Raw genomic sequence first — 12,225 nt, 5'->3', positions numbered from 1 at the left:
CGGCGGCCGTTCCGACCGACGTTTTAAAACTTGAACCCTTGCTGTGGTCCGTCCTCGGTCAGCGTAAGAATTTCAGGACCATCTTCGGTCATCAGAATCGTATGTTCGAACTGAGCCGACAATCCGCCATCGAGCGTTCGAACAGTCCAACCATCATGCGGATCAAGCTGACTTCTTGCCGTTCCCGTGTTGACCATTGGTTCAATCGTAAAGCACATCCCTGGATACAATCGGTCTTGGCGAGATTGCCGCGTCGGCACATGAGGAATGTTTGGACGCTGGTGAAAACGTGCTCCAATCCCATGACCAACATACTTTTCAACCACGCCGAATCCGGGGTGACGCTGCTGCACCAGTTTGACGATGGCTTCGCCGATCACCGACACGGCACATCCGGGAGTCAACGCATCGATGCCGGCATACAGCGAATCAAAGGCGACTTGCGTGACGTCGCGAGCAAGGTCCAGCACCTGATCCGGTTCGCCGATAATAAAGGTCTCTGACTGGTCGCCGTGCCATCCGTCGACGATCGTCGTCAAGTCAACGTTGACGATGTCGCCAGGCTTGAGCTCATAGGAACTCGGAATTCCGTGGCAGATCACATCGTTGATGCTGATGCAGGAACTTTTCGGATACGCAGAATGCTCGCCGGGATAGCCCAAACAGGCTGGCGTGTGACCGTGGTCCAGCGTGTATTCGTGTACCAGCTGATCGATTTTCTGCGTTTCAATTCCAGGTTGAACGTAGGGCCGCACGAAGTCCAGAAGTTGAGCGTTGAAGCGACATGCGGCTCGCATTTGCTGTCGATCTGCCTCGGTAAGTCGGATCTTTGGTCGGCGACGAATCATGTGATTAATAGGATTTGAATGGGACTGCTTGAATCGCCAATTTAACACAAAGGACGTGAACCTCCAGACAGATTCGTTTTGTCACCACAAGTTCGCGAACCATCACAGCGGCCTGGAGTCTCGCTATTTGCGTGCGAATGGGCTCAGTTGCTGCTTGAATGTGGATTTGGCGAGGCGACCTGCGGCTCCCGGAATCCTCTCGACGTCCTAACCGATCAAGCATGCGGACGCATAACGACTGGCTGGCCCAACGATTGTCCTTTTGGTTCCCGATCAGTCTGAGTAAACTATCGCCCTTCATTCAGGTTGGACAAACTTTAACGAACAGATCAGGAACCTTCCGTGCCCAAGTACGAACCTTCGGAAATTGAACCTCGGTGGCAGCGCTATTGGGATGAAAACAAAACGTTCAAGACGCCCGAAAAGGTTGGCGAGAAAAAGCTCTACGCGCTCGACATGTTCCCCTATCCAAGTGGCAACGGCCTGCACGTTGGACATCCGGAAGGTTACACCGCGACGGATATCGTCGCTCGTCACGCGCGCATGAACGGCGTCACGGTTTTGCATCCGATGGGATTCGACGCGTTTGGTTTGCCAGCCGAAGAGTATGCGATCAAAACGAATACGCCTCCTCGGGTTTCGACCGAAAAGAACATCCAGACTTTCACGCGTCAATTGAAGCAGCTTGGTTTCAGCTACGATTGGGATCGGCAAATTTCCACGACCGATGTGCCTTACGTGAAGTGGACGCAGTGGATCTTTTTGGTGTTGTTCGATACCTGGTTCGATACCGAAACGGAAAAAGGAAGGCCGATTTCCGAGCTTCCGATTCCTGACGACGTCCAGGCTCAAGGCGAAGAAGCGATCGCCGAATATCGCGACGAATTTCGTTTGGCTTACCAATCAGACGCCCTGGTCAATTGGTGTCCTGGCCTGGGAACCGTTTTGGCAAACGAAGAAGTTAAAGATGGACTCAGCGAGCGCGGCAACCACCCGGTTGAGCGTCGTCCTTTGCGGCAGTGGATGTTGCGAATCACTTCTTACGCTGACCGTTTGGAGAAAGAGCTCGAGCCGCTTGACTGGTCGGAAGGCATCAAGAAACTTCAGCGCGACTGGATCGGCCGAAGCACTGGCGCCGAAGTCGACTTTTTCATCGGCAATGCTGACGAAGAAGCGGCTTGGAAAACGACTCGCAAAGAATCAGGCTTTCCGCGAAAGCCGACGGCCGATGTGCTTCGCGTTTACACGACGCGGCCCGACACGCTGTTCGGTGCAACCTACATGGTGATCGCGCCTGAGCATCCTGCTGTCGAATCGTTGACGACGACTGATCAAAAGAAAGACGTCGACAAATACTGTACCGCCGCGGCATCGAAGAGCGATCGTGATCGTCAGGACGACAAGCTGACGAAAACTGGCGTCTTTACGGGCAGCTACGCCGTCAATCCGGTCAACGGAAAACAGGTCCCGGTCTGGATCGCGGACTACGTTTTGATCAGCTACGGAACGGGAGCCATCATGGCGGTTCCGGCTCACGATACACGCGACCACGAATTCGCGACGAAGTATGGAATCGACATTGTGCCGGTGGTTCAACCGCCCGAATCGTCTGACATTAATGCCGAGGATGTTGCCAGCGGCAAAGCCTGTTTCGCTGGACACGGAACGGCGATCAACAGCGGCGACTTCGATGGCAAAACCACTGACGAGGTGAAGTCAGAGATCACGGCGCAGTTGGATGAAGGCGGACTTGGTAAAGCGGCCGTTAATTACAAACTTCGCGACTGGTTGTTTTCGCGGCAGCGTTTCTGGGGCGAGCCGTTTCCGATTTTGCACTACATCGATGAAGACGGAAACAAGACGGGCCGCATCCGCGCCGTTCCCGAAGATCACTTGCCGATCGAACTTCCGGAACTCGAAGACTTCAAACCTCACGGTCGCCCGGAACCGCCGCTGGAGAAAGCGGATGACGATTGGTTGTTTCCTGTCGTCGACGGCGTGAAGTATCGCCGCGAGACGAACACGATGCCGCAGTGGGCGGGTTCGTGTTGGTACTTCTTGCGTTTCATCGATCCGCACAATGACTCCTGTTTCGTCGATCCGGAATTGGAGAAAGCCTGGATGCCAGTCGACCTCTACATCGGCGGTGCCGAGCACGCGGTGTTGCACTTGTTGTATTCGCGTTTCTGGCACAAAGTGCTCTACGATCGCGGCCACGTGCACACGAAAGAGCCGTTCCAACGTTTGGTCAATCAGGGAATGATCCTTGGCGAAAACGAATTCACGGGCTATCGCGACGCTGACGAGCAATGGGTTTCGGCTGCGGATGTGACAGAGAATGAAAAGCATGAACCTGTTTTGAAATCCGACAATACGGTCGTGCTCAAAGCTGTCTCGTTGCAACCGGATTTGGTTGACAAACAGGGCGAGTTTTTCGTAATCGCGTCTGAGCCTTCGATTCGCATCAACAGTCGCGCCTACAAGATGTCCAAGAGCCGCGGAAACGTGATCAATCCGGACGCTGTCATTGCCGATTACGGCGCCGATGCGTTGCGGTTGTACGAAATGTTCATGGGTCCGTTGGAGCAATCCAAACCATGGAGCATGTCGGGCGTCAATGGCGTGAAAGGATTCCTCGATCGCGCGTGGCGGATGATCATCGACGATCGTGCCGAAGAAGTTCAGCTACACGCTGCCGTTGGCGATCACGATCCGACTGAGGAACAGACTCGGATTTTGCACAAGACCATCATGGCGGTGTCGAACGATATCGAGAAACTCAGCTTCAACACGGCGATCTCGCGAATGATGGAGTTCGTCAACTTCTTCACCGGTCAGGATGCTCGGCCGAAACAGATCATGGAGCAGTTCGTGTTGTTGCTTTCGCCGATGGCGCCTCACTTGTGCGAAGAGCTTTGGTCGATCCTTGGCCATAGCGATTCGCTGGCCTACGAGCCATGGCCGCAGTTTGACGAATCGCTAACGGTTGAATCGACGGTTGAGATCCCCGTTCAGATCATGGGCAAGGTTCGAGCGCGAATCATCGTTGAACGTGGCTTGTCGAAAGATGCTCTCGAAGCCGCGGCACTTGCCGATGATCGGATCAAGGAATTGATCGAAGGAAAGACCATTCGCAAGACAATCGTGGTGCCCGATCGCCTGGTGAACATCGTGGCAAATTGATCCGGCCCAAGCCATCGACAGGATGGCGCGACGACGGTCGAGAGCAGCATGCCAAAAGAGAAAGTCGAAGACTTCGGTTGCTACTCCATGCCTGTGATCGAATCGTCGAACGTCTTTCGATCTTCGGGATGCCAAAGCGGCAATCCAAGCAGAGCTCGTTCGGCAAGCGTAGCGACTTTCTCTTCGGTGCCAGGCAGCGCCGGCGTGGAGTTGAATCGTTTCTTCTTCCGTGAACTGAAGTCTGGTTCGTAGTCCCATTTTCCCTGGCGGATCGCCTCAAGTACAGATTGAGACATAGCATGCTCCATTATCTTGACGGTCGGCGTGGCGGCCATGCCACAATGGTGTTGCGTCCAGGTTGCAAAAACATCGTGAGGTTGTTTGTCACCGCTGTCAAACTTTTTTCGGCTTTAGCGATTGCGCGTAAGCGAAACTTATGAGAGTGCACACGCGAGGCGAAGAAAGTTAGCGCCTCAAATCGCGCAGTGCCTCAACATCCGGCCACAGATTTCAAGCAGATCACAATCTACTCGTGGCGAAGAGCTTCAATCGGATCGAGCGATGCCGCACGCTGGGCAGGGTACCAGCCGAACAGAATTCCAATCCCCACAGAGATCCCGAACGACAATACAACGGACCAGACGCTGATCACAGTATCCAGATCCGTGAGCGCACTGACCAGCATCGGAATCATGATTCCGGTCAGCACACCAACGACGCCACCCGTGGAACTGAGCAAAATAGTTTCGACCAGGAACTGAACCGAAATATCACTCTTGGTCGCGCCAAGTGCCCTGCGGATGCCGATCTCCCGAGTCCGCTCGGTCACACTGGCCAGCATGATATTCATGATTCCAATGCCCCCGACCAGCAACGAGATTCCGGCGATCGAACCAAGCACCATGTTCCACATCCGTTTTTCTTCGTTCGCCTGTGCGAGCAATTCGAGAGGAACCTGAATCTTGAAATCGTTGGCGTCCGGATGAGATCGCAGCAACAACTGCCGTGTCATTTCGGCTGTTTGAGTAACGTATTTTTCGTCGAAGACCTGAAGCGTAATTTCGCTAAGCTCCATTTGCTCAAAGCTCTGGCTGCCCGCCGACCGGATTTCCTGCCGCTCTCCCAGCCGTCTTTGGACGCAGGAAATCGGAATGTAGATGTCCTCGTTAAGGTCTTTTTGGCCGACCGCTCCTGGAGTGCCATTGCCGCTATCCTGAGATTCAAGCACGCCGACAATTCGATAGACGTCGTTGCCAATGAAGACGTGTTTGTCAATCGGATCGACGAACTGAAACAGCCGATTGGCCGCCCCTGAGGCCAGCACCGCGACGTTCCAGGCGTTGTGAATATCCGTCGCCGTCACGAAGCGGCCGCGACCCATTTGCAGATTCTTGATTTCCAAAAACTCGGGCGTCGTCCCCAATACTCTGGCGTTGGGAATTCGAAGCTGGCGTTGCGAGGCCTCGCAAGTCACCAACGCAACCGGTACGGCGCGTTTGACCGTCGGCAAGTTGGACTTGAGCCTTTCCAGGTCGGTATGCCGCAAGCCGTACGCGAGGATGTCGATATTGTTGCGGTTATCTTCGCCGTTCGAAGAAACGGGTCTTGAATCATCCTGCTCCACGTTCGGTTTGACACTGCGAACGATAACATTGCTGGCACCGAGCGCGCGGATTCGTGCCAGTGCTTCTTTCTTGGAACCTTCCCCAACGGCCAGCATCGCGATGACCGAGCCAACCCCGAGGATCACGCCCAGCAGCGTCAGCAGACTTCTCAGCTTATGCAGCAGGAGATTCTTGATTCCAACTTTGACTATTTTCCACCACATTAGCTGGCCGGCAGAACGTCGACACGCTCCGCTCCCAATGTTTTGTCGCCAGCCCGTTTCGGCTTACTTTCTACGGTAGAAACTTTCGCTATCGGGCTGTCACCGGCAACGGTTTCGGCTGCTGGATAGAGGTTTCCGAATACGACTTCATTTTCAACGTCTTCAGGTTCCCGCGACGACTGTCCGCCACTTTCTTTCTCCATGCTGGCAATCACCATCGGATTGAGAACCGCTCGGTCGTCAGATTCAAGACCGTCCACGATCTGAACAAATTTGTCGTTGTTGCGACCAAGCTGCACGAATCGCTTCTCAATTCCATCACCGTTGTCAACGTAGCACCAGGTCGAATCATTGACTTGCACGACCGCCTGGACGGGAACGCTGACGACATCTTCGAGGCGATCGATGTGAATTTCAGAGACGGCTGTCATGCCCGGCTTTAGCTTCTGAACCACGCCCGGAATCCGAACGATGCACTCGTAAGTTTTGACTGACTTGGAAGATGCACTTGGCACGACCGCCACGTGTTCGACGATTCCTTCGTAAGGTGTGTTTTGAAACGCGTCGATTTTCAGCAGTGCAGGAAGCCCCGGCTTTACCTGATCCAGGACGGCTTCGTGAATTTGAAGCCGAACTTGCATTCGCGTCAAATCTGGCAGCGTCAACAGCTCCTGGCGGCTGCGAACGGCTTGGCCGACGGCAATCGATGAGTTACCGCGTGAGTCCTGCGAGTACACAACCATTCCGTCATGCGGAGCCCGAATCGTGCAGTTGTCGAGCTGCCGTTGATAGGCGGCAAGGCGTGCTTCCTGACGTTGCACGCGTTCTCGAGCCTCGAACAATTGAGCGTTGACCTGAGCCAGTTCTGACTCGTTCGTGACACGCACCTGTTTGAGTTTTCGCTGCGCGGTATCGACTTCGCCATCGAGCTTCATCAGCTCCATTTCGCGTTTGTAAGTTTCCAATTGATCACGCGTCGCGTCGTGGTTCGCCAGACGGTTCATCGCCGACGCCAACGCGGCTTCGGATTTCATGAACGAATAGCGACTTTGCTCGAGGTCGCTTTTGCCTTTGTAGCCAAGCCGAAAAAGCTGCTCGATTCCGTCGCGTTCCGTTTCCTGCAGCTTCAGTGCGGCTTGCGCTTCAAGGATTGCATTGCGGGATTCGTCAATTTGCCGATCGATTTCGCCAAGCGACAATTTGAAAGTTCCGCTTTCTTCATCGACATACATTTTCCGGTTCAGCTCTGCCAACTTGAGCGTCAACTTGGCTTCGGCGACCGCGGTTTCGTTCTGGGTCAGCTGATTTTCTTTACGCGCCTCCGCCTGGATCAGGCTGGATTTGTCTCCCTGCAATTCGAGTGACTCAGATTCGAGCAAATCACGAATACTGGCTGAATCGAGTTCAACAAGCACATCGCCTTTTTTGACAACGCTACCGTTGGGAACGATCGAAAGAATCGTCGTGCCGCTTGAACCGCTGCGGCGATCGTAGTTCTCTACAGCACATCGAATGGAGGTCTGCTCCTGGCTTTCCAGATAACCACGTTCGGTGACGACAATCGGAAGGTCACCACGGGAGACGTCATAAAAGACCAGTTCCTGCCCGTGATCACTCCAACCATCTCCGCCACCGGCGTTGAGGTAATACACAACGGCGGCGGAAATCGCGACGAGGCTACCAAGTACAAATTTCCAACTCATCTTATTTCTATCCAGAAACGCCCGATCTCAGGGAAAGGGCTTGGGGGGCTAATTTTGCCGGGTTCGCAGTTCAAAATGGGAGACCGACGTTCATTTTAAACACCGGTAAGTTTGGTTTGTGGCGGACAAAATGGGTTTCTCCGGTGTCTGTTCTGACTTTCGACGCTTGAAATCCGACAGTTCACGGATTTCCGCCTGGCCCACGGATTCCTGCCCAGCCGTGTTTGTCGACCACAGTGTACTGACCCGATCGATTGGGCTCTGACGCGGAGGGGTAAGAACCGTCAAAACCGGAAAAGATTATCAGCCAGTCGAGGTTTTCAGCTTCCATCGCCCCACAAAATACGAATCAGAAGCGTCAGGCTGAAGCATTTTACCGATTAAGACAGTTGTCAGGTTTGTGCGTTGGCTGTGACAAACAGCCCATCAAAGCTGAACCCTCAGTCGTTTCAGTGGCGTCCCCACGTGAGCGATCGTACGCAAGGCACCGTCAATCAAGTCAGCTTTTTCGAACCAACAGTTGGATCCGCGACATGCTCCCACAGAAGATTTTGACTCTCACCGGGCTGGTCCTGGTCGCGTTGATCTTCGTCGGATGTCGGTCTCGCACCTGGCACTATCAAAAAGCTGATCAGATGGCTCATTGCCTGATCAATGAGAAATCGAACTCGATCCCCGAAGGCCTGCCTGTCGATTTTTCGCTGGTGCCGTCCCCCGAATCGAGGCTTGCCCCGGAAGGCTGTCTGGCCTGTCCGACTTTGCCGCAAACGCCGGTCGAATTGTACGCGTACGATCTGCCGCTGCGTGGAAAGATTCCAGATCAACTTCAGCTCGAAGAAGAGCTTGAGAAACCGGACGAATCAGCCATCGTTGGAACCGCGATTCCGCCGGAAGCTTGGCAGTCGCTGCCGGAATCCTGTCTTGAGCGGATGTTTGATTTCGAAAGCATTCGGATCGAAGCAGATTTCACGAAAGAGAAACTTGGCTCCGATCCAATCGTCAGTCGCAGCGGATCGAACGCGCCCAAGCTCGATCTTCGCGACATCGTTGACCTGGCGTTGCTCAACAGCCGCGACTACCAGACGCAAAAGGAATCCCTGTATCTCGTTTCGCTGCAACTCGCGCAGGAACGATTTGCCTACACGACAAAGTTCTCCGCCGGTCGAAACGGAGCGGATTTGAACTACGGCAACGACCGAAACTTTGGTGCCACGGTCGAGCGATTGGGCGTTCCCTCCTCGCTGCAAATTGATCGCATGCTGGTGACCGGAGGCGATTTGTTGGCGAGCTTTGCGAACAACATTCTGCTGACGTTCGACGGACCATCCGGGTTTACGACAGACGTAAGTTCGTCCGTGCTGATCGAGTTTGTGCAACCGCTGATTCAAACGGATGTTCAATTCGAAAGTTTGACTCAGGCAGAACGCGACCTTGTTTACGCGGCTCGCGATTTTGCACGGTTTCGGAAATCGTTCTTTGTCGATTTTGCATCACAGTATTACGATCTGATCGCCAGCTTTCGCCAAATCGAAATCGATTCACAAAACTACTTTTCGCTCGTCCGAGCATTCAATCAGGCAGAAGCCGAATACTCCGCCGGACTGGTACCGCGTTTCCAGGTCGATCAGGTTGAACAAAGTTTGCTCAACGGACGCGGTCGTCTGATTGGGACCTGTAACGGAGTGGAACAATCACTCGATCGTCTCAAACTCGAGTTGGGGCTTCCGACCGAAACACCGATCAACGTGGACCTCGACGAGCTTAATGAATTGACGCGACTGGACCAGCTTTCCGTGTCCGCGGATTCGGCCAACCGAGTCCTTCGTCGACTCACGGCGGCGTTGCAAAAGCCAGATCGTGCTGAATTGGCGAGCACCGCTGCGGTTTTGCTTGACCGCATGATCGAGGCGAAAGATCTGGCATCCGACAACGGCGAAGAAAACGAATCGCTGGCAAACTTCGAGGCCTTGCGGGCTCAGTTCCTGATCGACTATGCACGTCTCAACGCGGAACGGATTCGCCTGGATCTGGACGCGGAAATTCGCAGTGAGTCGCCGTCGACTCCGGTGATTTTCCAGCGTTCGATTGCGTACTGCAATGCATTGCTCAGCCTCATCAACCGCCAACTCAACGCGGCTGAACTTGACGGTGAAGAATCCGATGTGGAAGCAATCGAAGAGTACCGCGATTCTGCAGAAACGCAGGCCGAAGAAGTCGAAGCCCTGGGCAGCAAGCTACAGGAACTGATCGAGAACGAAGAGATTGATAAGCTGGTATCTCTGATCAACGAAAGCGACGTGATTCAGAAAGATTTGAACAAGTTCGTCGATCGATTGGACTCGCAGTTTGAAATCTCCAATAGCGATTCAGCCGACGCCGATCTGGAACGAATCCGCGAGGCAGCGCTACAGGTGATTGAGCTCGCGAACACGGAATTACAGGGCTCGGATTTGGGGCTTAAGCCAATCGACATCGACATGGACGACGCGATGATCACCGCGATCGTGTTGCGATACGAACTGATGAACCAACGCGGCGCCGTGGCGGATGACTGGCGACAGATCAAGCTTGCCGCTGACGAACTAAAGTCAGTGATGACGTTGCGAGCCAGTCAACGAATCGACACCGAACCCGGCGCTAACCAGCCTTTCAATTTTGATCTCGATCACAGCTCAACATCTCTGGGGCTAAGCTTTGACGCTCCATTGAATCGCTTTTCGCAACGCAACTCATTCCGCGGTTCGATCATCGGGTATCAACGTTCGCTGCGAAGTTTGAAACAGCTGGAAGACAACATCAAGTTCTCCGTCCGCAACGACTTGCGAAGTTTGACTCTGGACCGCGAGCAGTACCTGATCGCAGTCGCCAGTGCGGCGTTGGCTTACGAGCGTGTTGTCAGTACATCGCTGGAATTCCGCCTGGGCACCGGTGGTGTTTCGGCGCGTGACTTTTTGGAAGCACAAACGGCCTACACGGACGCGCTCAGCAACGTGGCCAGTCGACACATTCAATACATCGTTGACCGGACGCAACTGTTTTTCGATCTGGAGTTGCTGACGGTTGATGAAGAAGGTTTCTGGGGCGATCTTCGCAATGAAGATTTACAGCCCGAGCCATATCATGAGATTCCGGATTGGGGCGTCCCGGTTTACGGCAATCTCCCGAACGTGCGGCATTCATCGACGGTGAAGCAGATTCTGCAGCCCGTGTTCCGCGGACTGACGCAGTAGAGCTGGCTTGAGGTTTCGAGGCTATGTCGTGAACGAGGTGGCATAGGCTTCCAGCCTGTGATCATAACTCGATCAATGCAACGTCAGGCTGGAAGCCAATCCACCTCACAGGTAGTGAACTTCAGTCGCTAAACCGGGCTGTCGATCGCTTCGCGGATTTTGGAAGCAAGTTGTGTCTCAAGCGCGCCTCGAAACGGCAGTGCTGCAAACGGCAACTCACCGCTGACGAGCACCAATGTCGTTTCGGTGACCAGTTGGCCGGCGATGCGAAAGCCCATGGCAGAAAATGCGAACGCGAGGTTGCCGTTGTCGTCCCAATCTTCTTCAACGTCCGTCAGCTCAACCGGCGAGTCCTGCCTGGCGGAATCCATGAACGTGCGTAGCTTTTGGATGACTTCCGTGCGATCGTTTTCGTGCGGCACGTTCACTTTGAACTTCGGCATGAGCTATTTCTTATACTGGGATTTGAGTTTGTCGCCAAAGAGCTTCTTCAGCTTTTCGATCTTACCGGGAATGAAAGCTCGGCAATATTGGTTTTCAGGATTCTTGGCGAAGTAGTTGACGTGATAGTCCTCTGCCACGTACATCGTCGCGGCCTCGGTGACTTCGGTGACGATCGGGTCGCTGTAAACTTTTGCTTCGTCGATTTTCTTGATGATCGAATCCGCTGACGCTTTCTGGGCATCGTTGTGATAAAAGACGGCGCTTCGATACTGAGGACCAACGTCGTTGCCTTGGCGATTGAGAGTTGTTGGGTCGTGCGTCTTGAAGAAAATGAACAGCAGATCTTCGTAAGAGATCTTTTCCGGGTCGAACTTGATCTGGATAACTTCGGCGTGCCCAGTCGTTTTCGCACAAACCTGTTCGTACGTCGGATTCTCAATGTGGCCACCCATATAGCCCGGCAGAACCGAATCGACCCCTTCGAGCGCCAGAAAGACGGCTTCGGTGCACCAAAAGCAGCCGCCTCCGAAAGTTGCGGTTTCCAAGTTCATATCTTTATCCTTTGCGGCATTGTCGCCTTCGGAAGCATCGGTTTTTGCCGTCTGAGTACCGGTCTCATGGGTCGATTCGGCCGATTCGATCTGCTGTCCGGACTCCGATTCAAGCTTTTGAGCCGGAGTTGGGCTACATCCGATCGCAAACATTCCGAATAACACGATCGTGGAAAAAATCTTCATCTAAACAGACCCCCAACCGAAATTGAAAAGAGCGAGTGGTTCGCGGAAAGGTTAACCGATGTCGGACTACGATGAAAACCGGGATTCCGCCCAATGCTGTATTTATCAACGCTTGCGGGACATCCGGGGTTCTGAATTATTGACACCTATTCGTCCGAAAACTATGATTTTTGATACTGCACCTCTCTGTCGGCACCGTATTTCACTTCCATGATACGGATCTCTGCAGCAATAAAACGGATCTCGGGATGA

At 53.7% G+C, this 12,225-nt stretch carries 8 protein-coding genes; 2 read left to right on the top strand and 6 right to left on the bottom strand.

Going from position 1 to position 12,225, the window contains the following annotated elements:
• Positions 1 to 23 precede the first annotated feature (23 nt).
• Positions 24 to 848: a type I methionyl aminopeptidase gene (gene map, locus MFFC18_RS02375; protein ID WP_075084744.1), complete on the bottom strand. Its 825-nt coding sequence runs from the start codon at positions 846 to 848 to the stop codon at positions 24 to 26.
• Between the two features lie 342 nt (positions 849 to 1,190).
• Here map and leuS point away from each other — a divergent pair, with 342 nt between their 5' ends.
• Positions 1,191 to 4,031 carry a leucine--tRNA ligase gene (leuS, locus tag MFFC18_RS02370; protein WP_075084746.1) on the top strand — a complete coding sequence of 947 codons (2,841 nt, stop codon included), beginning with the start codon at positions 1,191 to 1,193 and terminating at the stop codon, positions 4,029 to 4,031.
• Between the two features lie 80 nt (positions 4,032 to 4,111).
• Here the strand turns inward: leuS and MFFC18_RS02365 are convergent, their stop codons facing one another.
• The 3 genes from MFFC18_RS02365 to MFFC18_RS02355 form a co-directional block, all read right to left on the bottom strand.
• Positions 4,112 to 4,327 carry a hypothetical protein gene (locus MFFC18_RS02365; RefSeq protein ID WP_075084928.1) on the bottom strand — a complete coding sequence of 72 codons (216 nt, stop codon included), beginning with the start codon at positions 4,325 to 4,327 and terminating at the stop codon, positions 4,112 to 4,114.
• A 230-nt stretch (positions 4,328 to 4,557) separates the two neighbouring features.
• A complete protein-coding gene (locus tag MFFC18_RS02360; protein ID WP_075084747.1) occupies positions 4,558 to 5,859 on the bottom strand; it encodes an ABC transporter permease in 1,302 nt (433 codons plus the stop codon).
• Entirely contained in the window at positions 5,859 to 7,562 is a 1,704-nt protein-coding gene (locus MFFC18_RS02355) for an efflux RND transporter periplasmic adaptor subunit (RefSeq protein WP_075084748.1), read from the bottom strand. Before MFFC18_RS02355 ends, MFFC18_RS02360 begins: the two co-directional genes overlap by 1 nt.
• 533 nt (positions 7,563 to 8,095) lie before the next feature.
• Between MFFC18_RS02355 and MFFC18_RS02350 the strand changes: the two genes are divergently transcribed.
• Positions 8,096 to 10,792 (top strand): TolC family protein, encoded by a 2,697-nt coding sequence (locus MFFC18_RS02350; protein WP_075084749.1) that lies wholly within the window; start codon positions 8,096 to 8,098, stop codon positions 10,790 to 10,792.
• A gap of 128 nt (positions 10,793 to 10,920) precedes the next feature.
• Here the strand turns inward: MFFC18_RS02350 and MFFC18_RS02345 are convergent, their stop codons facing one another.
• Positions 10,921 to 11,235 carry a polyhydroxyalkanoic acid system family protein gene (locus tag MFFC18_RS02345; RefSeq protein WP_075084750.1) on the bottom strand — a complete coding sequence of 105 codons (315 nt, stop codon included), beginning with the start codon at positions 11,233 to 11,235 and terminating at the stop codon, positions 10,921 to 10,923.
• A gap of 3 nt (positions 11,236 to 11,238) precedes the next feature.
• On the bottom strand, positions 11,239 to 11,973 hold the full coding sequence (msrA, locus tag MFFC18_RS02340) for a peptide-methionine (S)-S-oxide reductase MsrA (protein ID WP_238381273.1): 735 nt from the start codon (positions 11,971 to 11,973) through the stop codon (positions 11,239 to 11,241).
• Positions 11,974 to 12,225 lie beyond the last annotated feature (252 nt).

Origin of the sequence: Mariniblastus fucicola (assembly GCF_008087665.1) — a bacterium.
Lineage (GTDB): Bacteria > Planctomycetota > Planctomycetia > Pirellulales > Pirellulaceae > Mariniblastus > Mariniblastus fucicola.
The sequence above is the reverse complement of the archived record's forward strand: the minus strand, read 5'-3'. Positions and strand labels throughout refer to the sequence as shown.

Excerpts from the sequence above, each read along its gene's own strand:
- MFFC18_RS02345 (WP_075084750.1), bottom strand. The coding sequence starts at position 11,235 with ATGCCGAAGTTCAAAGTGAACGTGCCGCACGAAAACGATCGCACGGAA.
- map (WP_075084744.1), bottom strand. The coding sequence starts at position 848 with ATGATTCGTCGCCGACCAAAGATCCGACTTACCGAGGCAGATCGACAG.
- msrA (WP_238381273.1), bottom strand. The coding sequence starts at position 11,973 with ATGAAGATTTTTTCCACGATCGTGTTATTCGGAATGTTTGCGATCGGA.
- MFFC18_RS02350 (WP_075084749.1), top strand. The coding sequence starts at position 8,096 with ATGCTCCCACAGAAGATTTTGACTCTCACCGGGCTGGTCCTGGTCGCG.
- MFFC18_RS02365 (WP_075084928.1), bottom strand. The coding sequence starts at position 4,327 with ATGTCTCAATCTGTACTTGAGGCGATCCGCCAGGGAAAATGGGACTAC.
- MFFC18_RS02360 (WP_075084747.1), bottom strand. The coding sequence starts at position 5,859 with ATGTGGTGGAAAATAGTCAAAGTTGGAATCAAGAATCTCCTGCTGCAT.
- MFFC18_RS02355 (WP_075084748.1), bottom strand. The coding sequence starts at position 7,562 with ATGAGTTGGAAATTTGTACTTGGTAGCCTCGTCGCGATTTCCGCCGCC.